The organism is Planctomycetota bacterium (assembly GCA_021414025.1).
Lineage (GTDB): Bacteria > Planctomycetota > Phycisphaerae > Phycisphaerales > SM1A02 > SYAC01.
Genome location: JAIOPG010000002.1, coordinates 166,905 through 188,235 on the forward strand (window position 1 = coordinate 166,905; position 21,331 = coordinate 188,235).

23 protein-coding genes are annotated in these 21,331 nt (G+C 64.4%); 22 read left to right on the top strand and 1 reads right to left on the bottom strand.

The features are described from left to right. The first annotated feature begins 2 nt into the window (after positions 1–2). From rplN to K8R92_01470, 19 genes are all read left to right on the top strand, one after another. Complete coding sequence (gene rplN / locus K8R92_01380) at positions 3–389, top strand: 50S ribosomal protein L14 (GenBank protein MCE9618544.1); 387 nt, start codon at positions 3–5, stop codon at positions 387–389. Then, entirely contained in the window at positions 389–727 is a 339-nt protein-coding gene (rplX, locus tag K8R92_01385) for a 50S ribosomal protein L24 (protein ID MCE9618545.1), read from the top strand. The genes rplN and rplX overlap by 1 nt, the downstream gene beginning before the upstream one ends. A gap of 27 nt (positions 728–754) precedes the next feature. Further along, positions 755–1,345: a 50S ribosomal protein L5 gene (gene rplE / locus K8R92_01390; protein ID MCE9618546.1), complete on the top strand. Its 591-nt coding sequence runs from the start codon at positions 755–757 to the stop codon at positions 1,343–1,345. Between the two features lie 15 nt (positions 1,346–1,360). Next, positions 1,361–1,546, top strand: a complete 186-nt coding sequence (locus tag K8R92_01395) for a type Z 30S ribosomal protein S14 (protein MCE9618547.1) — start codon at positions 1,361–1,363, stop codon at positions 1,544–1,546. Positions 1,547–1,566: 20 nt separating this feature from the next. Beyond that, positions 1,567–1,965 (top strand): 30S ribosomal protein S8, encoded by a 399-nt coding sequence (gene rpsH, locus K8R92_01400; GenBank protein ID MCE9618548.1) that lies wholly within the window; start codon positions 1,567–1,569, stop codon positions 1,963–1,965. An 18-nt stretch (positions 1,966–1,983) separates the two neighbouring features. Next, a complete protein-coding gene (rplF, locus tag K8R92_01405; protein MCE9618549.1) occupies positions 1,984–2,541 on the top strand; it encodes a 50S ribosomal protein L6 in 558 nt (185 codons plus the stop codon). Positions 2,542–2,561: 20 nt separating this feature from the next. Then, the gene (gene rplR / locus K8R92_01410) at positions 2,562–2,924 is read left to right on the top strand and encodes a 50S ribosomal protein L18 (GenBank protein MCE9618550.1); all 363 of its coding nucleotides are present in this window, start codon (positions 2,562–2,564) and stop codon (positions 2,922–2,924) included. Positions 2,925–2,942: 18 nt separating this feature from the next. Then, complete coding sequence (locus tag K8R92_01415) at positions 2,943–3,689, top strand: 30S ribosomal protein S5 (GenBank protein ID MCE9618551.1); 747 nt, start codon at positions 2,943–2,945, stop codon at positions 3,687–3,689. A 54-nt stretch (positions 3,690–3,743) separates the two neighbouring features. After that, positions 3,744–4,208 (top strand): 50S ribosomal protein L15, encoded by a 465-nt coding sequence (gene rplO, locus K8R92_01420; GenBank protein ID MCE9618552.1) that lies wholly within the window; start codon positions 3,744–3,746, stop codon positions 4,206–4,208. Then, positions 4,205–5,620 (top strand): preprotein translocase subunit SecY, encoded by a 1,416-nt coding sequence (gene secY / locus K8R92_01425; GenBank protein MCE9618553.1) that lies wholly within the window; start codon positions 4,205–4,207, stop codon positions 5,618–5,620. The genes rplO and secY overlap by 4 nt, the downstream gene beginning before the upstream one ends. Continuing rightward, positions 5,617–6,603, top strand: a complete 987-nt coding sequence (gene map, locus K8R92_01430; protein ID MCE9618554.1) for a type I methionyl aminopeptidase — start codon at positions 5,617–5,619, stop codon at positions 6,601–6,603. The genes secY and map overlap by 4 nt, the downstream gene beginning before the upstream one ends. Beyond that, a complete protein-coding gene (infA, locus tag K8R92_01435; protein MCE9618555.1) occupies positions 6,604–6,819 on the top strand; it encodes a translation initiation factor IF-1 in 216 nt (71 codons plus the stop codon). Between the two features lie 18 nt (positions 6,820–6,837). Further along, a complete protein-coding gene (gene rpmJ, locus K8R92_01440; GenBank protein ID MCE9618556.1) occupies positions 6,838–6,954 on the top strand; it encodes a 50S ribosomal protein L36 in 117 nt (38 codons plus the stop codon). Positions 6,955–6,990: 36 nt separating this feature from the next. Beyond that, positions 6,991–7,368: a 30S ribosomal protein S13 gene (gene rpsM, locus K8R92_01445; protein ID MCE9618557.1), complete on the top strand. Its 378-nt coding sequence runs from the start codon at positions 6,991–6,993 to the stop codon at positions 7,366–7,368. 35 nt (positions 7,369–7,403) lie between these two features. Further along, positions 7,404–7,778: a 30S ribosomal protein S11 gene (gene rpsK / locus K8R92_01450; protein ID MCE9618558.1), complete on the top strand. Its 375-nt coding sequence runs from the start codon at positions 7,404–7,406 to the stop codon at positions 7,776–7,778. A 154-nt stretch (positions 7,779–7,932) separates the two neighbouring features. Next, the gene (locus K8R92_01455) at positions 7,933–8,949 is read left to right on the top strand and encodes a DNA-directed RNA polymerase subunit alpha (GenBank protein MCE9618559.1); all 1,017 of its coding nucleotides are present in this window, start codon (positions 7,933–7,935) and stop codon (positions 8,947–8,949) included. A gap of 30 nt (positions 8,950–8,979) precedes the next feature. Continuing rightward, positions 8,980–9,594: a 50S ribosomal protein L17 gene (gene rplQ, locus K8R92_01460; GenBank protein ID MCE9618560.1), complete on the top strand. Its 615-nt coding sequence runs from the start codon at positions 8,980–8,982 to the stop codon at positions 9,592–9,594. Between the two features lie 441 nt (positions 9,595–10,035). Beyond that, positions 10,036–16,443, top strand: coding sequence for a hypothetical protein (locus tag K8R92_01465; protein ID MCE9618561.1), 6,408 nt, complete (start codon positions 10,036–10,038; stop codon positions 16,441–16,443). A gap of 15 nt (positions 16,444–16,458) precedes the next feature. Next, positions 16,459–17,031: a 3'-5' exonuclease gene (locus K8R92_01470; GenBank protein MCE9618562.1), complete on the top strand. Its 573-nt coding sequence runs from the start codon at positions 16,459–16,461 to the stop codon at positions 17,029–17,031. An 8-nt stretch (positions 17,032–17,039) separates the two neighbouring features. On the opposite strand, the gene K8R92_01475 is transcribed toward K8R92_01470, so the two are convergent. Then, positions 17,040–18,428 carry an Nramp family divalent metal transporter gene (locus tag K8R92_01475; protein ID MCE9618563.1) on the bottom strand — a complete coding sequence of 463 codons (1,389 nt, stop codon included), beginning with the start codon at positions 18,426–18,428 and terminating at the stop codon, positions 17,040–17,042. A 103-nt stretch (positions 18,429–18,531) separates the two neighbouring features. Between K8R92_01475 and K8R92_01480 the strand changes: the two genes are divergently transcribed. From K8R92_01480 to K8R92_01490, 3 genes are all read left to right on the top strand, one after another. Next, a complete protein-coding gene (locus K8R92_01480) occupies positions 18,532–19,194 on the top strand; it encodes a metal-dependent transcriptional regulator (protein ID MCE9618564.1) in 663 nt (220 codons plus the stop codon). Between the two features lie 63 nt (positions 19,195–19,257). Continuing rightward, positions 19,258–20,250 carry a phenylalanine--tRNA ligase subunit alpha gene (gene pheS / locus K8R92_01485; GenBank protein ID MCE9618565.1) on the top strand — a complete coding sequence of 331 codons (993 nt, stop codon included), beginning with the start codon at positions 19,258–19,260 and terminating at the stop codon, positions 20,248–20,250. Further along, on the top strand, positions 20,250–21,305 hold the full coding sequence (locus tag K8R92_01490; protein ID MCE9618566.1) for a hypothetical protein: 1,056 nt from the start codon (positions 20,250–20,252) through the stop codon (positions 21,303–21,305). Before pheS ends, K8R92_01490 begins: the two co-directional genes overlap by 1 nt. The last annotated feature ends 26 nt before the right edge of the window (positions 21,306–21,331 follow it).

The following is a 21,331-nucleotide window of genomic DNA, read 5'->3' on the forward strand; positions in this document are numbered from 1 at the left end:
CAATGATTCAAAAAGAATCCAGAATCGAAGTCACCGACAACTCCGGCGCCAAGCTGGCCATGGTCATCGGCATCATGGGCGTCAGCACCGCCCGCGGCAAGTTCACCCGCGTCGCCATGGGCGTGGGCGACAAGGTCATGGTGGCCGTGAAGAAGGCCATTCCGACCGGCGACGTCAAGAGCGGCGACAAGGCCATCGCGGTCATCGTGCGGACCAAGTATCCCACGCGACGCGACGACGGCAGCTACGTCCGCTTCGACTCCAACGCCTGCGTGCTCATCGACGCCGAGGGCAATCCCCGCGGCACCCGCATCTTCGGCGCCGTGGCCCGCGAGCTGCGCGAGAAGAACTACATGAAGATCGTTTCGCTGGCAACGGAGGTGGTGTGATGCCAAGGCACGTACGCAAAGGCGACATGGTTCTGGTCCGCGCCGGCAATCAGCGCGGCACCGTGGCCGAGGTCCTGGCGGTGATCCCGGATGACAACCGCGTCATCGTCAAGGGCGTCAACGTCCGCACCCACCACCTGAAGAAGACCCAGGCCCGTCCCCAGGGCGGTCTGCTCAAGCAGGAAGCCCCGATCCACATGTCCAACGTCAGCCCGGTGGTCGACGGCAAGCCGACCCGCGTCCGCTTCCAAACCAAGTCCGACGGCAGCAAGGTCCGCGTCGCGGCCCGCACCGGCAAGGAACTGCACACGCTGCACGCTCCGTCCAAGAAGAAGTAATTCGCACACCAGCCCAAAGAGAATCCCATGGCCGCCCAGAAAACAATCCGCCTGCAGAAAATCTTCAAGGAAGAAGTCGTCCCGAAGGTGATGAAGGAGTTCAAGCTCAAGAACGCCCACCAGGTTCCCAAGCTCTCCAAGATCATCGTCTCCACCGGCGTCGGCAAGCGCCTGGAGAACCAGAAGCTCAAGCCTGAATTGAAGGACACCGTGGTCGACACCTACCGCAAGATCACCGGCCAGCAGCCGATCATGATCAAGGCCAAGAAGGCCGTGTCGAACTTCAAGGTCCGCGAGGGCGCTCCCAGCGCCTTCATGGTCACCATGCGCCGCGACCGCATGTGGGGCTTCCTGGATCGCCTGATCAACCTCGCGATTCCGCGTATCAAGGATTTCCGCGGCGTGAACGACAAGAGCTTCGACGGCGGCGGCAGCTGGTGCATGGGTCTCTCCGAGCAGGCCGTGTGGCCGGAGATCAACATGGCCAACGTCAACCACAACATCGGAATGCACATCAACCTGGTCTTCGAGAACAGCACCCCGGCGATGAGCCGCTTCCTGCTGAGCGAGCTCGGCATGCCCTTCGCCCGGCCCGAAGCCACCAACAAGAAAGCCTGATCCAAAGGAACCCCCATGGCCAGCAAAAGAGTCTTTGTCAAAATGAAGCAGAAGCCGAAGTTCAGCACCCGCAAGCAGAGCCGGTGCGAAATCACCGGCCGCGCCCGCAGCGTCTACCGCAAGTTCCGCGTCTGCCGCCATGTGCTGCGCGAGCTCGCCTTGCAGGGCATGGTGCCCGGCATGCGCAAGGCGTCCTGGTAGTCCGCACGAAGGAATTCCCAATGCCCCTACACGATCTCACCGCCGACATGCTGACCCGCATCCGCAACGCCGTTTCGATTCACGCGAAGCAGGTCATGGTCTTGGACAACAAACTCAACTGCGGCGTCGCCAAGGTGCTGCAGGAGGAGGGCTTCATCCGCGGCTTCGAGCGCATCCCCGACAGCCGGGGCGGCCTGATCCGCGTCGACCTGAAGTACTCGCCCACCGGCGAGAGCGCCATCAACGCCATCGACCGCGTCAGCACGACCGGCCGCCGCGTCTATTCGGGAACCAACGCGCTGCCCAAGCCCCAGCAGGGCCTGGGCATCGCCATTGTCAGCACAAGCTCTGGCGTGATGAGCGATCGTCGCTGTCGCGAGAGCAAGGTCGGCGGCGAAGTGGTCGCGGTCGTCTGCTAAGGAAATCAAGGAGTCGTCATGAGTCGCATCGGAAGAAAATCAATCGCAGTGCCCGCCGGCGTGAAGGTGCAGGTCAACGCCTCCACCCGCGTCATCGATTTCCAGGGGCCCAAGGGCAAGCTCTCCATGACGCACCGACCCGAGGTGAAGGTGGCCTACAACGACGCCGACAAGAGCATCGTGTGCGAGGTCTCGCCCGAGCAGCTGGACGTGGGCAACAACCGCGCCTACTGGGGCACCACCCGCTCCGTGATCAACGGCATGGTGGAGGGCGTCCTCAAGGGCTACGAGAAGAAGCTCGAGATCGTCGGCGTGGGCTGGGGCGCCAAGGTCCAGGGCAAGAAGCTCGTGCTCGCCATCGGTTTCGCCAATGCGATCGAGGTCATGATCCCCGCCAATCTCACCGTGGCCATCAACGGCACGCTGATCGAAGTCTCCGGTCCGAACAAGCAGACCGTGGGCGCCTTCGCCAGCGACGTCCGCGCCTGCCGCAAGCCCGAGCCCTACAACGGCAAGGGCATCAAGTACGTCGACGAAGTGATCCAGCGCAAGCAGGGCAAGGCGTTCGGCAGTTAATCAACAAAGGAACCTGAACCATGGCATCTGCAACACTGATCAAATTGAAGCGACGGACCCGCCGGAAGGCCGGACTTCGCAAGCGCATCATCGGCACCACGGAGCGGCCGCGCATGAGCGTGTTCCGCTCGCTCAACCACATCTACGTGCAGGTGATCGACGACTCCAATGGTCGCACCCTGGTCTCCGCCAGCGATCGCGAGAAAGCCTCCGCGGCCGCCAAGGGCAAAGTGACTTCGGCGAAGAACATCGGAAAAGTGGTGGCCGAGCGGGCCGCCAAGGCCGGCGTGACCAAGGTGGTCTTCGACCGGAACGGATACCTCTTTCACGGCCGCGTCAAGGCGCTCGCCGAGGGCGCCCGCGAGGGCGGCCTGCAGTTCTGATCGGAACGGAAACCCAACATGAGCGGACACAATCAAGAATCACGCGACTCGGACTCCACGACGGTGGGCGTCTATCGCACCAGCACCACCGTGGCGGGCGGACGTCGTTTCTCCTTCGCGGCCATGGTCGTCACCGGCGACCGGCAGGGCGGCGTGGGCGTCGGCTATGCCAAAAGCACCCAGGTGCCATCCGCGGTTGAGAAGGCGGAGAAGGAAAGCCGCCGCAAGCAGAAGAAGTTCAACATGCAGGGTCGCACCATTCCCCACATGGTGGAAGGCCGCTACGGCGCCAGCAAGGTTCGCCTTGTGCCCGCCGCTCCCGGAACCGGCGTCATCGCCGGCGCCGCGGTGCGCTCCATCCTGGACATGATCGGCGTGCAGGACTGCCTGACCAAGTGCTTCGGCAGCAGCAACCCCAAGAATCTCATCAAGGCCACCATGCTGGCCCTCGGCAAGCTGCGCACCCGCGAGATGGTCGAGGCCCTGCGCGGCATCACCCTCGCCAACACCGAGGTCGAAGACGCCATCACCCGCGGCAGCGCGGCGGTTCCCGCGGCCCGCGGCGCCCAGAAGGCCCAGGGCCCGGTCAACACCGTCGGCGACGAGCGTCGCGGCGGACGTGGCGGCGGTCGTGGCGGCGCCGGCGGCGGTCGTGGCGGCATGGGCGGCGGACGCAGCGGCGGTGGTCGCAGCGGACCCGGCCGCGGACGCGGACCGGATGCGGCGGCTCCTTTGGCCGCCGATCCACCGGCGCAGGCTTCGTAAGCATCACTCGAATCAATTGACAGAGCACACTTCAGTCCCACAAGGAATTTCACCATGATGATCCAAGACATCACCGCCAAGGTCGGAGCCCACAAGAAGCGAATGCGCGTCGGCCGCGGCGAAGGCAGCGGCAAGGGCGGCACCAGCGGCCGCGGACACAACGGCGCCAAGAGCCGCGCGGGTTGGACCAGCCGTCCCGGTTATCTCGGCGGTTCCACTCCGCTCGCCCGTCGCTTCCCCAAGCGCGGATTCTCCAACTCCGGCTTCCGCACGCTCTTCGAGGAGATCAACGTGCAGGATCTGGAGAAGCACTTCGACAACGGCGCCACGGTCGACGCCAAGGCCCTGGCCGCCAAGCGTCTCATCCGCGACGTCAAGCTGCCGCTCAAGGTCCTCGGCCACGGCGACCTGAAGAAGAAGCTGACCGTCAACGCCGCCAAGTTCAGCGCCTCGGCGCGGACCAAAATCGAGAAGGCAGGCGGGACCGCCGTCGCGTCCCTGCCCACAACCCCAGCGTGATCCAGGCGTTCATCAACATCTTCCGCGTCGCCGAACTGCGCAACCGCGTGCTCTTCACCCTGGGCATGCTGGTGATCTATCGCATCGGCTTCTGGATTCCGCTGGTCGGCGTCGACCAGTCGCAGCTGGCCAAGGCCGCCGAAAAGGCCAGCGAGAACGCCACCGGCTTCGGCCGCATCGCACAGTTCGCCAGCATCTTCTCCGGCGGAAGCCTGCAGCAGAGCACGATCTTCGGCCTGGGCATCATGCCCTACATCACCGCGGGCATCATCTTCCAGCTTTTGCAGAGCGTGGTCCCCAGCCTCGCCGACCTGAAGAAGGAAGGGGCCAGCGGCCAGCAGAAGATCGCCGAGTGGACGCGCTACGCCGCCGTCGCCCTCTGCGTCTTCCAGGGATGGATGTGGCTGAGCTACCTGCGTCAGACCAACCTGGTGCAGCCGCAGTTCGACTCCGGCGCCAACCTGGTCGTCTTCTATGTCGCCGGATTTTCGGCGCTGACCGCCGGCAGCCTCTTCCTGATGTGGCTGGGCGAGCAGATCGACAAGTACGGCATCGGCAACGGCGTCAGCATCATTCTCACCGCGGGCATCCTGGCCCGCATGCCCCACGCGGTCGGCTGGGTCGTCGACAACTTCGACCCGCGCCAGAGCAGCGACGCGGAAGGAAAGATCGGATTGGTCGGCGTGCTCCTGCTCGCCGGCGGTTTCATCCTGGTCACGGCCGGCGCCATCGTCATCACCGTCGCCCAGCGGCGCATTCCGATTCAGCAGGCCAAGCACACCACCGGCCGCAAGATGTACGGCGGACAGAAAACCTATCTGCCGCTGCGACTCAACCACGCGGGCGTCATGCCGATCATCTTCGCCTCGAGCCTGATGGTCTTCCCGTCGGCGATCTTCGGCTGGCTCTCCACGCGGGCGCAGGCCGAAGGCTCCACCGGCATCGGCGCCTGGATCTCGAATTTCCTCTCCGAGAATTTCCAGCATGGCGCCTACCCCTACGTGGTCACCGAAATCGCCCTGATCTACTTCTTCAGCTACTTCTGGACGACCGTCCAATTCAGCCCCGAGGAGATGTCCAAGCAGCTCCGCGACCATGGATCGATGGTTCCCGGCATCCGCCCGGGCCCCTGGACCAGCGAGTACCTGGAGCGGACCATGGAGCGGATCACCTACGTCGGAGCCGGTTTCCTGGCCGTGATCGCCATTATTCCCACCCTGGTGACCCAGCAACTGGGCATTCCCTTCAACGTCAGCCAGTTCCTCGGGGGCACCGGTCTTCTGATCGTGGTCAGCGTGGGGCTTGATTTGGTGCAGCGCATTGAGGCAAACTTGGTGATGCGCAACTACTCGGGGTTCCTGTCCAAGGGCAGCGACTCCAAGGGTCCGCGCATCAGGAGTTCCCGCGCATGAGCACCGAACCCACGACATCCGAGACATCCGCCTCCGGCAAGCCCTCATGGTGGTCGCAGAGTTCCGAGGATGGCCGCGCCACCGCGCGACCCAACCACGACACCCGGCCGCTGCGAACGGTCCGCCGCACCGCGGCGATCGAGATCCGATCCACCGAAGAGATCCAGCGCATGACGGAAGCGGGGCGCGTCGCCGCCACCGCGCTGCACGCGGCCACCACGGCCTGCGTCGCGGGCACGTCCACGGCGAGCCTTGACTGCGTCATCGCCGGCGTCATTGCCGCCAATCGCGCCGAGGCTGCCTTTGTCGGCTACGGCAAGAACGATGTGCGCCAGGCCTTCCCGGCCAGCTCCTGCATCAGCGTCAACGAAGAAGTGGTCCACGGCATCCCCGGACCGCGCGTGCTGGTCAACGGCGACGTGGTCAAGATCGACTGCGGCGTCCGCTACCGCGAATGGTGCGCCGACGCCGCTGTGACCGTCTGCGTGGGCCGCGTTTCGCCCGAGATCCGCGCCATGGTCGACCACACCAAGGCCATGCTCGACGAGGCCGTCGACCTGGTCCAACCCGGCGTCCGATGGAGCACCATCGCCGAGCGCCTGCAGAACATGGCGATCGAGGGCCGCTACGGAGTGGTCACCGATCTGATGGGCCACGGCATCGGCCGCACCCTGCACGAATGGCCCGAGGCTCCCAACAGCGTCAGCCGATCGCTGCTGGAGCGGCGCGACTTCACGCTGCTGCCCGGCATGACCATCGCGATCGAGCCGATGCTCACCCTCAGCGACGGCTCCGCCTCGGTCCGCGACCGCGACGGCCACCTGATGGGCATCGCCACGCGTCTTCAGGCTGACGGTTGGACCGTCGTCACCGCCAGCGGTCTTCCCTCCGCGCACTTCGAGCACACGATTGTCGTCACCCGCACCGGCGCCCAGGTCCTCACGGCCCTGCCTGTCCTTGCGACTTCCCAGGGCTCCAACTAAATGGCCAAAGATGACAAGATCACCCTCGACGCCGAAGTCACCGAAGCCCTGCCGGACGCCATGTTCCGGGTCCGCCTGCAAAACGACAAGGAAATTCTCGCCTACGTCAGCGGCAAGATGCGCAAGTTTTTCATCCGCATTCTTCCCGGCGACAAAGTCACCATTGAACTCAGTCCCTACGACATGACCAAGGGACGGATTGTGTACCGCTTCTAACGAAATGAAAGAACCATCATGAAAGTCCGCAGCAGCATCAAACGAAGAACCCGCGATTGTCAGATCGTTGTCCGCAAGGGCAAGCGTTTCGTCATCAACAAGAAGAACCCCCGTCTCAAGCAGCGCCAAGGCTGATCTCGAGCTGACACTGATTTGAACTAAGGAGCACCCATGCCACGACTTGCAGGTATCGACATTCCCGAGCGAAAGAAGATTCTCTACGCTCTTCAATACATCCACGGCATCGGGCCGAAGTACGCCAAGGACATCCTGGCCAAGACCGGCATCGACGCCGAGCGCCGCGCCAGCACCCTGGACGACAAGGAGCTCGCCAACATCAGCCAGCTGCTGGACCAGAACTACATCCTCGAGGGCGCCCTGCGCCGTCAGACCCAGCAGGACATCCAGCGTCTCAAGGACATTCGCTGCTACCGCGGCGAGCGCCATCGCAAGGGATTGCCCTGCCGCGGCCAGCGCACACGAACCAACGCCCGCACTCGTAAGGGCAAGAAGCGAACGGTCGCCGGCAAGAAGGGCGTGAAGGGTTGATGCCCGGACGCAACTAAAGAACAGGAACCAACCCCATGGCAAGCAAGAAAAAGATCCGCAAGAATGTCGTGAAGGGAATCGCCGTCGTGACGGCCTCCTTCAACAACACCATCGTGACCATCACCGACGTGAACGGCGAGACCCTGGCGTGGGACTCGGCCGGAAGCGTCGGTTTCAAGGGCGCCCGCAAGAGCACTCCGTTCGCCGCCAGCCGCGCCGCCGAGAAGGTGGCCGGCAAGGTCAAGCGACTGGGCATGCGCGAAGTGGAAGTCCGCGTGAAGGGCCCGGGACCGGGCCGCGAGAGCGCCGTGACCGGCCTGCAGCACAACGGCCTGAAGGTGCTGGCCATCGAGGATCACACCCCGATTCCGCACAACGGATGCCGGGCCCCCAAGAAGCGCCGCGTGTAATCCGCTGGTTTGAAAGGTTTTTTCCGCTATACTGCCCGACTTCGTTTTTCTCCCAGCCAAGAAGGCGCGTTGAACCGTTGCGACAGGGTTCACCGTTCGCCGCGAGACTGGGAGCGTCCTGTTCTGGATCCTGCCGCAACTTTGGAGAATCCCCATGCACGTTCGATGGCGCGGACTTGAGCTTCCGTCACATGTCACAGTCGATCAGAAGAGCCTGACCAGCACCTTTGGCCGTTTCACCGCCGAGCCTTTCGAGCGCGGCTTCGGAACCACCATCGGCAACAGCCTCCGTCGCATTCTGCTGTCCAGCCTTGAAGGCGCGGCCATCACCAGCGTGAAGATCGCCGGCGTGACCCACGCGTTCACCAGCCTTCCCGGCGTGACCGAGGACGTCACCGACATCATTTTGAACATCAAGAAGCTGGTGGTCAGCATGGAGGGCGACGCCCCCAAGACCATGCGCCTGCTGGCCGAGGGCCCGGGCGAAGTGACGCCGGACCTGATCGAAGCCGACGCCTCGATCCAGATTCACAATCCCGAGACCGTGCTCGCCACCTTGACCGAGAAGCGTGAGTTCGCCGCCGAGTTCACCGTCGAGAAGGGCCGCGGCTACCTGCCGGCCAGCGAGCAGTGGGCCAAGATCGACGAGCAGGAGATCGGTTTGATCCCCGTGGACGCCATCTTCAGCCCGGTGCTCCGCGTCCGCTACCGCGTGGAAGACACCCGCGTCGGTCAGCGCACCAATTACGACCGCCTGATCATGGACATCTGGACCAACAGCACCATCACGCCGGAAATGGCGCTGGTGGAGGCCTCCAAGATCCTGCGCAAGCACCTCAATCCCTTCGTCATGTATGACAACGAAGGCGACGAAGTGGTGCCCAGCAGCATCGCCAACGAGCCGGACGCCGAGCTGGAGCTCATCCGCAAGCTCAACATGCCCATCTCCGAGCTCGACCTCACGGTGCGCGTGAGCAACTGCCTGGAGAGCGCCAAGATCAAGTACGTTCACGAGCTGGTGAACAAGACCGAGAACGACATGCTGAGCCTGCGCGCCTTTGGCCGCACCAGCCTGCGTGAATTGAAGAAGTCGCTCGAGGACGAGGGGCTGGGCCTGGGCATGGTCCTTCCCGAAGGCTTCAAGCACGCGGCCAGCGAGAGCCACGCCTGAATTGAACCGAACTGAAACGAGGAGTCCCCCATGCGTCACAAAGTAGCCGGAAAACAACTCTGCCTGAAGGAAGACCATCGCCGGGCGATGATCCGAAATCTGGCCGCGGGCCTGTTCGAGCACGGACAGATCGAGACCACGCTTCCCAAGGCGAAGATGGTGCAGCCCTTCATCGAGAAGCTGATCACCACGGCCAAGCAGAAGACTCTGCTGACCCGCCGTCAGTTGCTCACCAAGCTGCCGGACCGCAAGGTCTTTGCGTGGATCGCGGACCCCAACGTCCCCGAGAGCCGCAAGACCAGCGAGTTCTGGGAGCTGCCTCCGCAGGATTCGGTTGAGTTCAACCGCTTCGGCGAGGTGCGCAAGGCGCCGCGACTGATCGAGCACATCCTCACCCGCGTCGCTCCGCGCTACAAGGATCGCGCCGGCGGTTACACCCGCATCATCAAGCTGGACAAGCACCGCGTGGGCGATGCGACCAGCCTGGTGATCCTTCAGCTGGTCGGCTCCGAGAGCGGCAGCCAGGTCAGCGGACGGGCCGGACATCGACGCAAGGTTTCCAATCGCCGCTCCGCGTTTGCCGCGAAGAAGCGCAAGGAAATCGCCGACGCGAAGACATCGGCCAAGAGCGAAGCCAAGGAGTGATTCGGCAAGGACGGGTGACCGTCCATGCGATCGAGTTGGTCAACCAAGTTTGCATCCCGCCCCGGCCTGAACGCCGGGGCGGTTTTTTGCCGGAGACCGGGCAGGGGAAGGCTTGGCGGCGCGGACCGGATCGACTCGACTCAGGCGGTTTCGCAGGGGATTTCGCGGCTCAAAAGAGTGAGCAATAACCTCGTTTGAACCACATAAAATGCAATTCGTCCATGTTTCCGCTTATTTTTGCCCAAACCGGGGTTAGATTGGTCGCACGCCGGTTCCCCCTCACGTTCCCTCGCCTCGTCCCTGATTCCACAGCCCGTTCCCACGCCGAAACCAACAGTGATTCGTTATGCCATGCGACATCCCCGTGAGTGCATGAAGCGCAATTTGCGTCTTTTTATCGCTCGGGCCAAGGGACTCGCAAGGCCAAGCGGATTCCGGGCAATGCACCTCCGCGCGTCGACCGCGATGGTGGTGCTGCTGGGCGCGGGGAGCGCCGTCGCGGACTCCTCGCTCAACATCACCGATGTCGGCAGTCTCACCGCCAACTCCAACGCCCAGGTCGTCAGCGCCGATGGCTCGGTCGTGGGCGGCCACAGCGCCGACCAGACCTTCCGCTGGACCGGCGAAGATGGCATGCATGGTCTGGGCACGTTGCCGGGCGCCGAACATCCCTTCGACGCGACCGCCATGAGCGCCGACGGAAACTCCGTGATCGGAACCTCCGACACCTTTGATGCCGCATCCGGCATGTCGATCCGCAAGATCGTTCTCTGGACCAGCGGGGGCGGGCTGTTCAATCTGGGCGAGCCGCCATCGGCCTCCCAGGGGCACAACGAATGGGACATGAACGCGTCGCCGCAGATCAGCGGCAATGGATTGGTGGTGGTGGCGATGCGTCAGGGCAGCGATGGTCACCGGATTTGGCGCTGGTCCAGCGAGAGCGGCTGGCAGGATCTGAATCCGCCGCCCGGTGGCACAACGCAATGGGACTCCAGCGTGCTTCGGTTGAGTTTCGACGGCTCGTTCCTCATCGCCAACAGCCAGGATGACAAGGCTTGGCGCTGGTCCGATGACGACGGATGGACCGCGGTCGAGGCCAACTGGACGCTCGACGAAGGCGGGGGCGCGTGGGCTACCGACATCAGCGCCGATGGAAGCGTGGTGGTCGGCATCACGGCTTTTGACATGGGCGGCCATGTCTTCCGTTGGACCGCCGAGTTCGGGATGGACGATCTCGGCCAGCCTCTCGGCGGGCTTCCGGGCGACAAGCTCTTCATCAGCGGTGACGGCCTGGTGATCGCGGGCTCCTGCGAGGGCTACTTTGGGAACGAGCACTTCGTGACCCGTGCCTTCCGATGGGAAGCCGGTGGAGGAGACGCCTTGGATGGAGGTTGGCAGGCCCTGGGCACTCTGTCCGAGGATGAAAGCTCCAAGGCGAGTGGGCTGAATTTCAATGGCTCGGTGGTCGTCGGCCAATCCTTCACTGAGGATCCGGACACTCAGATCACGCTGGTCAACCACGCCTTTCGATGGAGCACATGGGACGGCATCGCCGACCTCGGCACGCTTCCCAACGACGCCACCGACTCCGGCGCCAACGCCGTCAACAACGACGGCACCGTTGTGGTCGGCGTGATGGCGCGCAGGGTGCAGCCCACTCAAATGGTGGAAGTTCGCGCCTTCCGGTGGACCAATGATGATGGTGTGGAGAGCCTCGGTGCGCTGGCGAGTCCGACCTTCCCCGGCGATGTCAGCAGCGACGGTTCGACGGTGGTCGGCCAGGCGATCTTCGGGGACTTGCTTCACGAGAATCAACAGCAGGGATCGGAATCCGGTTCGCACGCCTTCCGATGGACCGATTTCACCGGCATCGAGGATCTCGGCATGGCGCCCGGGGAATTCGACGCCCGCGCCGAGTTTGCCAATGGCGACGGCTCGGTCGTCGTTGGCACCACGCGAAGCCGCGACGAGAGCACGGGGCGGCGCTCGACGCAGGCCTTCCGCTGGAGCGGCGAGGGGCTGGATCATCTGGGCACGCTTTCCGGCGACACGGATTCCTACATCGCCTCCGAGACCCATCCCGGCCCCGACGACGAGAGCGGCGGCGGCAGGTGCGTGAGCGAGGATGGATCGGTGGTGGTCGGCACGAGCGAGAATCGCGATCCGCAAACCGGCGAGCTCATCGGTTCCCGCGCCTTCCTGTGGTGGGATGGCGAGGGCATGTACAACCTCGGCGCCTTGGACGAGGGACAGAATTCCTACGCCCAGGCGGTGAGCGGTGATGGCTCCACGGTGGTGGGCGGCAGTGCCGGTCCGGATGAGAACGAGCACTTCATCCATCGAGCCTTCCGCTGGACGGACGAGGATGGCATGCAGAATCTCGGCACTCTGCCCGGCACCGAGAATGCCGTCGCCTTTTTCACGAGCGTCGATGGCTCGGTCGTGGTCGGATCCTGCTTCAACACCGACCCGAATTCAGGCGACCGCAAGGAATTCCAGGCTTTCCGTTGGACCGACGGCGATGGCATGGTCTCGCTGGGGACGCTGCCCGAGGACAGCGGCCAGGACAGCTACTGGCCCGTGAGCGTCAGCAGCGACGGCTCGGTGGTGCTGGGCATGCGCCATCATCCGGGCGTCGGCGGTGGAACCCGCACCGCCTTCCTGTGGAGCGTCGATCATGGGATGGTTGCGCTTCCCTCGGCGCTTCAGCACATCCATGCCTTCAGCCTCAGCGGCGATGGCTCGCTGGTCGCCGGTGCCACCAACGCGGGCTCCGGCCGCGCCGCCTGCATCTGGAACGCCTCGTTCGGGCTGGTCGACCTTCGCGCCTACCTGGTGGCCTTCGGCCTGAACATGGACAGCTGGAATCTGCTGGAGTGCGGAATTTCCAAGGATGGATCCACCATCGTCGGCACCCACGAAATCGACGAACGAACTTCAACCTTTGTCGTGACCGGCTTCCACACGCTGCCCACCAATGTCGAGGCGTGGGGTTATGACGATTTCGGTCAAACGAACTTGCCGGTGACGCTGGGCAACTGCAAAGCTGTTTCCGCAGGCATCTACTACTCGATGGCGCTTCAGGATGATGGCACGGTCGTGGCCTGGGGACGCAACGACTTTGGTCAATGCAATGTGCCGTTTGACCTCGGACCCTGCAAGGCGATTGCGGCGGGCTCCTACCACGGCGTGGCGCTCAAGCTGGATGGCACGGTCGTCTGCTGGGGTTCCAACGGTCTGGGACAGTGCGATGTGCCTGCGGACCTCGGTCCCTGCAAGGCCATCGCCGGAGGCCGCTACCACACGGTCGCCCTCAGGGAGGATGGAACCGTCGTGGCCTGGGGCGCGGGAACTTTTTCGGACAGTTCCTTCTATCACCACGGCCAATCGGTGGTGCCGGGCGACCTCGGTACTTGCAAGGCGATCGCCGCCGGTGGATTCCACAGCATGGCGATCAAGGAGGATGGAACTGTCGTCGCCTGGGGCTCGGGATACCAGGGGGCCGGGCACTCCACCGTGCCGCCTGATCTTGGCTTGTGCAAGCAGATCGGCGCCGGCTTCGATCACTCGTTGGCGCTTCTTGAAGATGGAACGGTCGTGGCTTGGGGAGCGAACAATGTCGGACAGGGCTCCGTGCCCGCGGGACTTGGCGCCTGCAGCCGTATCGCGGCAGGGACCCAGCATTCGCTGGCGATCAAGTTGGATGGTACGGCTGCCGCCTGGGGCCAGAATGACTTTGGCGAAGGCTCCGTGGCCGCCGATCTCGGTCCCTGCATGGCCATTGCCGGCGGCGGATACCACACGCTGATCATTCATGTGCCTATGGAAATTCCACCTCCGACCGATGTCGCCGCCTCGGATGGAACGAGCACGGATGAAGTCTCCGTGACCTGGACCGGCGTCGCGGGCGCCGACAGTTACTCCATTCTCCGCGCCGGCGACGGCCCCGCGGCTGAGATCGGCACTTCATTGACCACGAACTATTCCGACACCAGCGCGGTGCCGGGCACGCTCTACACCTACACGGTGAAGGCCATCAAGGGCGCGCTGGTGAGCGTGGAAAGCGCCGGCGACACGGGGTACCGCAATCTTTCCGCACCGAGCGATGTGGCTGCGAGCGACGGCACGAGCACGACCGAAGTCGCCGTGACCTGGAGCGGCTCGACCGGTGCCGCAAGCTACGAAATTTTCCGCTCCACGGGCGGGTCGCCCACTCACATCGGCGACTCGGGCACGACCACCTATCACGACAACAGCGCCGTTGCCGGCACGCTCTACACCTATTCGGTCAAGGCTGTCGGAAACGTGGGCACGAGCGCCGCCAGCGGCGCCGACACGGGATGGCGGCACGTCCTGGCTCCGACCAACGTTTTGGCCTCGGCGGGATCGAGCACGAGCGAAGTCGCACTGACCTGGACCGCCTCCACGGGCGCGACGGGCTATCAAATCTTCCGCGATGGCGGCGAGTCACCCATCGGCACATCCGGCAGCGCGAGCTACCACGACACTTCGGCGCCGATCGGCATCACCGCCTCCTATGCCATCCGCGCGGTCTACACCATCTCGGAGATGGATCACTACAGCGACCTCAGCACACCTGGCGCGACGGGATGGCGTGCGCCCGCCGCGCCGAGCTTCGTGGAGGCCTCCGACGGCGCAAGCACGGCCATGGTGAGCGTGGCCTGGAATGAAGTGACGGGGGCCACGGGCTACGAAGTGAGCCGCAACGGCGTGGTCATCCGCGCGCCCGAGGTGCAGACGACCGCCTCCTTCGACGATGTCGTGACCGCGGGATTGTCCTTCACCTACGTGATCCGGGCGCATGCTCCGGCCGGGTATGGTCCCGCCAGCGCGCCGGAGACCGGTTTCCAGAACATTTCACCGCCCACCGGTGTCGCGGCCACGGATGGCAACTTCACCGACCACGTGGAGATCACCTGGAACGCAGCGGCCGACGCGGTGGGCTACCAGATTTTCCGCAGCGGCACCTCGGGTCCGATCGGCGCGACCACTTCGGCGCTGACCTTCAGCGACACCACGGGCGGCATCGGCACCACCTACAGCTACTGGGTGAAGTCCGTGTCGCAGGCGGGCGCGGGATCGAATCCGGTCATCCCCAGCTCGTCCAGCCTTGTCAATTCCGGCTACCGCAAGGTCGCGGCGCCGACCGGCGTCGTCGCCAGCGACGGCCTTGGCAGCAAGGTCACCGTGACCTGGACCACGGTGCCCGGCGCAGTCGGTTACTACATCTACCGCACCTCAGGCGTCACCACCGCGCTGGCAGGCACGGTCACCGGCAACGCCGTGGGCACCTACGACGACGTGACCGCGACCTTTGGAACCCTCTTCACCTACACGGTCAAGGCGCTGGCACCAGCGGGCTTGAGCGATCCCAGCGCGGGCAACACCGGCTACCGCATGGCGGCACCGACGGGAGTGCTGGCCAGCGACGGCTCCCTCACCAACATGGTCTTCGTCAACTGGACCGCCCCGGCCAACGCGACCGGCTACCAGATCCTGCGCCGGCTGAATCCAGCCGACGAACCCACGACCATCGCCACCATCGTCAGCGGCGCCGTGCTCAGCGGCGGCGACCTTACGGCGGATCCGAACACGATCTACCTCTATTCCGTCCGCGCCAATTCCGCGGCGGGATACGGACCGGAAAGCCCGACCGACAGCGGCTACCGCGGCATGCCCGCGCCGACCGCGGTCGCGGCCAGCGACGGCGAGTACGAGGATTCGATCCGCGTGCAATGGTCGCCGATCGCCGGCGTGAGCGGCTATGAGATCCTGCGCAATGGCGTCTCGATCGGCACGGTCGCCGGCGGTTCCTCCACGCCGTTCTATGTGGACGGCAACACCGGCGCGGTGGCGCCGGTCACCACCTACACCTACACGGTGAAGTCGCTCTACGGGGAATCCGGCTCCAGCCTGGCGAGCCTGGGCAACACCGGCTGGCGCGGTCCGGCGCCGAAAAACGTCGCCGCCTCGGATGGCCAGTATTCCAATCACGTGGACATCATCTGGACCAAGATGATCGGCGTGTCGACCTACCGCGTCTTCCGCAATGGCGTGCAGATCTCGGGCAAGCTCACCGGCAGCGGCAACATCATGCTCATGTCGGATACGACGGCAATGCCAAACGTTACCTACACCTACACCGTGCGCGCCGTGCTGGCCCTGGGACTGGGTCCGGCGAGTTTGGGCGACAGCGGAAGCTTGATGGGCAACATCAGCTCGCTGACGGGTGGCGACACCGGCGATTCTTCGGGAGACGCGGGCAAGCATGGCAAGGGGAGCCGTTCATCGCATGGCAGCGGGGGAGCGGCGGCGGGCGGCGAGACCAAGGATGTGACTCAGGATGCCGAGACCGTCGAGGCCGTTGAATTGGTCGACGAATCGTCGGTGGTGTGCGACGAACTCTTCCTGAGGATCTCCGACCGCATCGCCGCGGCGCAGAATGAGCTGGACACCGCGATTTCGACCAACGATGGCGCGGGTTCGACGGCGGGCGCGGCCATCGGCGTCAAGACCTTTGATCGCGCCGAAACGACCCGCATGATCGCCGATCTCGTGGAGCAGTTGACGCTTGATGCGGACCAAAACGGCGTGCTCGACCTCTGCCAGCGCGCCGGCGGCGATGTCGACATCAACGGAACAGTGGATGACTTCGACATGGTGGCCTTCGTGACCGCGATGGAGAGCGGCGACCTGCGCGTCGGCGATCTCAATGGCGATGGCGAGATCGATGGCGCCGACCTGGGCATGCTGCTGCTGGCCTTCCCGGAGATCGACCACGGCGACGCGGTCGACGCTCTGGATTCAAAGGTGAGCGGAGCGGAGTAGTACACTTTCCTGGGCATGTACCTCTTCTTCGACACTGAAACCACCGGCATACCAAGAAACTACAAGGCGCCGCCCTCGGACCTGGCCAATTGGCCGCGCATCGTGCAGCTGGCGTGGGTGGTCGCGGATGAGGGAGGCGGCGAGTTGAAGTCTGTGGAGCGCATCATTCGCCCCGACGGCTTCACGATCCCCGAGAGTGCGGCGCAGATCCACGGCATCACCACGGAGATCGCCACGCGCGATGGCGTCGATTTGAGGCTGGCCCTGGACGAGATCGAATCGGACATGTCAAAGGCCGCCGGACTCTTCGCCCACAACATGTCCTTCGACGAGAACATTCTTGGTGCGGAGTTTCTCCGCGCCGGGCGGCCGAACATTCTGCTGGGCAAGTCGCGCGGCTGCACCATGGTTTCATCGACGCACTTCTGCAACATTCCCGGTCCTTACGGACCGAAGTGGCCCAAGCTGCAGGAGCTGCACACCAAGCTCTTCGGCGAATCTTTCGAAGGCGGGCATGACGCACTGATTGATGTCCGCGCTTGCGCTAAGTGCTATTTTGAACTGCGACGGCTTGGCCAGATGCAGTAGCGCGCTGTCTAGCCTTGGAAAGTCTGCACCAGCAAGTACATATTGAGTAGTGCGATGACACCGGTCACGGTCCACGCGACTGTCGCCAGCATGGGTGAGTTCGCGAAGCGGCCCATCTTCAGCTTGCTGCCGGTGAACCACACCAGCGGCACGACCGCGAAGGAAAGCTGCAGCGAAAGGATCACCTGGCTCAGGATGAGCAATTTGTTGACCCCCGACGCGCCGTAGAGCGCCGCCACGATGACCGCGGGAATGATGGCGATGAGTCGCGTGATCAGCCGGCGCAGCCAGGGCCGCAGGCGAATGTTGAGGAAGCCTTCCATGACCACCTGGCCGGCGAGCGTGCCGGTAAGCGTGGAGTTCTGCCCCGAGGCGAGCAGGGCAATGGCGAACACCGTGCTGGCCATCGACGCGCCCAGCACGGGCGTGAGCAGTTCGTAGGCGTCCTCGATGCCGGCGACATCCTGGTGTCCGGTGGTGTGAAACGTTGCCGCTGAAAGAATCAAGATGGCGGCGTTGATGAAGAAGGCAAAGAGCAACGCGATGGTCGAGTCGGCGGTGGCGTAGCGGATCGCCATCGACTTGCCCGTCTCATTGCGCGGATAGTCGCGGGTCTGCACGATCGCGGAGTGCAGGTAGAGGTTGTGCGGCATGACCGTGGCGCCAAGAATTCCAATGGCGATGTAGAGCATCGCGGGGTTGACGACGATCTGCGGGCTGGGGATCAGGCCGCGCAACACGTCGGGCAGGTCGGGGCGCGACGCCACGATTTCATAGGCAAAGCAGCCGCCGATCGCGAAGACCAGCCCGGCGACAAGGGCCTCGATGTAGCGCCATCCCTTGCTTTGCAGGAAGAGGATCATCAGGACATCGACTGCGGTGAGGCAGACGCCCCAGATCAGGGGAAGGCCGAAGAGCAGGTTGAGCGCAATCGCCGAGCCGATGACTTCCGCCAGGTCGCACGCGGCGATTGCAATCTCGCACAGCACCCACAAGCCGAACGAAACCTTCGGGCTGAAATGGTCGCGACAGGCCTGGGCCAGGTCACGCTCGGCGACCACGCCCAATTTAACGGCCAGATGCTGCAGCAGGATCGCCATCAGGTTGGAGATCAGCACCACCGAGAGCAGCAGGTAGCCGAACTGGGCGCCGCCGGCGAGATCGGTGGCCCAGTTGCCGGGGTCCATGTAGCCGACCGCCACCATGAGTCCGGGGCCGCTGAATGCCATCAGCTTGCGCCACCGTCCCGCCGACATCGGCACGGAGACGGTGGCGAAAGCCTCGGGCAGTGAGTTCGCGGCGCTCTCTTTGCGCCATGCGGTACGGATCCGGGAAGGGCTCGTCGAGATGCGACTCACGCCCGGGAGTGTAACACGAAAGTTTGAACGGTCAAACATTTGACGCATGCGCGTTCGAACCCGAGGTCACGAGCCTGAATCCTTCGATTTCTCGCTAGGTTTCGGCCCTTTCCGGCGGCAGCCGCCGTTACCATGCGGCTCCATGGCCACGGAAACCGTCGAGAACTACATCAAGGCCATCTACCTGCTCTGCCGGGAGACTCCCGGCGGCGAGGCGGGCGTGGTTCGGCTGGCCCTGGAAGTGGGCGTGACCAAGGGCACGGCGACCAGCATGATCCAGCGCCTGGCGCGGGCCAAGCTGGTGAAGGCCGAGCGCTACAGCGGCGTCACCCTGACCCCGGCGGGGAAAAAGGTCGCACTGGATGTGCTTCGGCGCCATCGGGTGATCGAGACTTTCCTGGTACGGACCCTCAAGCTGGACTGGGCCGATGTGCACGAGGAGGCGGAGCGGCTCGAGCACGCACTCTCGCCGCGCATCCTCGACCGCCTTGACGAGTTCCTGGGCCGCCCTTCGACTGATCCACACGGCGACCCGATTCCCAACGCGGCGGGAAAAGTCTCCGAAATGCAGAGCAAGCCGCTGGCACAATTCGCGTCCGGCGCCCGGGTGGCCATTGTGCGCATCGCCGACCAGAACCGCGCCTTCCTCAAGTTTGTCGCGACCAGCGGCCTGAAGCCGGGAGCGCGCCTGTCAGTGAAGGCCGTGCAACCTCAGGCCGGCTCGATCACGGTGCGGGTGGCGGGAGCGAAACCCCTCGCGCTTTCGCAGGCGGCGGCGGCGAAGATCCTGGCGCGACCGGTGTGATCGTGCGTGACGTGCGGCGGGAGCAAAAAGCCTCGGTCAAGGCAAAATCGCTAAACTTCGCCCGTGCTTGAAGCCATCGACCAACATGAGCAGGAGGCGATCTCCACGCTGGCCTCCGCCGCCAACGCGGCCCAGCTCGAGGCGTGGCGAGTGGCCTGGCTGGGCACGTCCGGCCGCGTCGGCGCCATGATGGAGGCCCTTCGCTCCGCCCCCAAGGAGAAGAAACCCGTCCTGGGCAAGCAGCTCAATGCCATGAAGCAGAAGCTGGAGGCCGCCTTCACGGAGAAAAAGTCCGCGGCCGGGTCAGCACCGGAAGGGCCATCCATCGACCTGACCGAGCCGGGCCTGCCCGCGGGCATGGGTCGCCGCCACGTGCTCACGCGCACCATCGCCGACATCGTCGACATCTTCGGACGCATGGGTTTCCGCGTGGCCGAAGGCCCCGAGGTGGAGGATGAGTGGCACAACTTTACGGCCCTGAACATTCCCGAGGGCCACCCCGCCCGCGAGGCGACCGACAATTTCTACATGGCCGAGCAGGGGGGCGTGCGCCGCCTGCTGCGCACCCAGACCAGCACCGTGCAGATCCGCACCATGGAGAAGGAGAAGCCGCCGCTGAAGATCGTCGCGGTGGGCCGCGTCTATCGGCCTGACACGCACGACGCCACGCATTTCTCGATGTTCCACCAGGTCGAGGGGCTATGCGTGGACAAGAACATCTCGATGGTCGACCTGAAGACGGCGCTCTGGCAGTTCGCTCGCGCCTGCTTCGGGCCCGAGGCCGAAGTGCGCATGCGTCCGAGCTTCTTTCCATTCACCGAGCCCAGCGCCGAAGTGGACATGAAGATGAAGATCAAGGGCGAGTGGCGCTGGGTGGAACTTGGTGGGTGCGGCATGGTGGATCCGGCAGTGTTCGAATCCGTCGGCATCGATCCTGAAATCTGGACGGGCTACGCCTTCGGATTGGGCGTGGAGCGCATCGCCATGCGCCGCCACGGCATCTCCGACATCCGCTGGCTCTACGAAAATGATGTGCGGTTTCTGAGACAATTCTGATGAAGGCGCGCTTCCTGCTGAAAGCCGTCGTCATCATTGCGGCGTTCGCCGCACTATATGGAATCGCGGACGTGGTCTTACCCTTTCTCGCTGAGTCCGCGAAGGAAGCACATCCCGGGCCGGCGACTCTGGCCAAGCCCGGCATGGCTCCGATTGAGCCGGCGAACGCCGCACAGCCGGGCGACGGGGATCAGTCGGCTCCAGCAAATCAAAAGTCGGACGATTCTCATTCCGCGATCGTGAAGAAGTCCGTGCAGCGTCTTGAAGAAGGCAATGCAGCCCAGTCGCTGGTCGAGATGCAGGCCGCCATCGACCTGGCCAAGCAGCAGGGGGCGTCACCCACCGAGGTCGACGCCCTTCGCAACATGCAGATGCGCATCCACTGGTGCCAGGATGGTCCCGAAGGCATGCTGGCCTGGATGTCCGCTCCCGAGGCCGCGCTGGCTGTGCCCGATCCGCAGTCACCCGCCGTGATCGACCGCGACCGGATGGAGATCGAGGCACTGCTGGCGCTGGGAAAATTGCAGGAAGCCTGGGACAAGTCCAAGGTGCTGCTCTCGCGCTTCGAGAAGCCGGGACCCGGCCAAGGCAAGGAGCCGCTGGCTCTGGAGCAGGCGATCCGCATTGCCGCGACCGCCGGCGCGGATGACCAGATTCCGGCGCTGGAAAAGAAATTGCGCACCGCGATGGAAGCCAGCATCTCCCTCAAGACGCTTGTGGATCCACAACTGCCGCTGGCCACGCTGGGCACCCTGGCGAAGGCGCGCGGCAACTGTCTCACCGCGATCAAGCTCTATGACCAGGCGCTGGAAGGCTTCGACACCAATCTCTGGCTGCGCGAGAAGCGCGTCGCTCCGTGGCGGCTGCAGATCCTGGCGCTGGTCGCCATGGACCGCGTGGATTGCCTGCGGCAGGCGGGCGAGATCGAGCGAGCCAAGGGCCGCGCCTCTGTGCTGGCCGCGGACCTGGCCACGGCGCTGGGCGAGCAGGATCCTTTGGCGCTGCAAGCCGCCGATCTGCGCGACCAGATGCTCTTCGCAACGACTTCGCCTTGATTGTGCGGAGGCCGCGATAATGACGA

Bases quoted from the DNA above. Each gene is read 5' to 3' on its own strand.
- rplN (MCE9618544.1), top strand. From the start codon at position 3: ATGATTCAAAAAGAATCCAGAATCGAAGTCACCGACAACTCCGGCGCC.
- rplX (MCE9618545.1), top strand. From the start codon at position 389: ATGCCAAGGCACGTACGCAAAGGCGACATGGTTCTGGTCCGCGCCGGC.
- rplE (MCE9618546.1), top strand. From the start codon at position 755: ATGGCCGCCCAGAAAACAATCCGCCTGCAGAAAATCTTCAAGGAAGAA.
- K8R92_01395 (MCE9618547.1), top strand. From the start codon at position 1,361: ATGGCCAGCAAAAGAGTCTTTGTCAAAATGAAGCAGAAGCCGAAGTTC.
- rpsH (MCE9618548.1), top strand. From the start codon at position 1,567: ATGCCCCTACACGATCTCACCGCCGACATGCTGACCCGCATCCGCAAC.
- rplF (MCE9618549.1), top strand. From the start codon at position 1,984: ATGAGTCGCATCGGAAGAAAATCAATCGCAGTGCCCGCCGGCGTGAAG.
- rplR (MCE9618550.1), top strand. From the start codon at position 2,562: ATGGCATCTGCAACACTGATCAAATTGAAGCGACGGACCCGCCGGAAG.
- K8R92_01415 (MCE9618551.1), top strand. From the start codon at position 2,943: ATGAGCGGACACAATCAAGAATCACGCGACTCGGACTCCACGACGGTG.
- rplO (MCE9618552.1), top strand. From the start codon at position 3,744: ATGATGATCCAAGACATCACCGCCAAGGTCGGAGCCCACAAGAAGCGA.
- map (MCE9618554.1), top strand. From the start codon at position 5,617: ATGAGCACCGAACCCACGACATCCGAGACATCCGCCTCCGGCAAGCCC.
- infA (MCE9618555.1), top strand. From the start codon at position 6,604: ATGGCCAAAGATGACAAGATCACCCTCGACGCCGAAGTCACCGAAGCC.
- rpmJ (MCE9618556.1), top strand. From the start codon at position 6,838: ATGAAAGTCCGCAGCAGCATCAAACGAAGAACCCGCGATTGTCAGATC.
- rpsM (MCE9618557.1), top strand. From the start codon at position 6,991: ATGCCACGACTTGCAGGTATCGACATTCCCGAGCGAAAGAAGATTCTC.
- rpsK (MCE9618558.1), top strand. From the start codon at position 7,404: ATGGCAAGCAAGAAAAAGATCCGCAAGAATGTCGTGAAGGGAATCGCC.
- K8R92_01455 (MCE9618559.1), top strand. From the start codon at position 7,933: ATGCACGTTCGATGGCGCGGACTTGAGCTTCCGTCACATGTCACAGTC.
- rplQ (MCE9618560.1), top strand. From the start codon at position 8,980: ATGCGTCACAAAGTAGCCGGAAAACAACTCTGCCTGAAGGAAGACCAT.
- K8R92_01465 (MCE9618561.1), top strand. From the start codon at position 10,036: ATGCACCTCCGCGCGTCGACCGCGATGGTGGTGCTGCTGGGCGCGGGG.
- K8R92_01470 (MCE9618562.1), top strand. From the start codon at position 16,459: ATGTACCTCTTCTTCGACACTGAAACCACCGGCATACCAAGAAACTAC.
- K8R92_01475 (MCE9618563.1), bottom strand. From the start codon at position 18,428: ATGTTTGACCGTTCAAACTTTCGTGTTACACTCCCGGGCGTGAGTCGC.
- K8R92_01480 (MCE9618564.1), top strand. From the start codon at position 18,532: ATGGCCACGGAAACCGTCGAGAACTACATCAAGGCCATCTACCTGCTC.
- K8R92_01490 (MCE9618566.1), top strand. From the start codon at position 20,250: ATGAAGGCGCGCTTCCTGCTGAAAGCCGTCGTCATCATTGCGGCGTTC.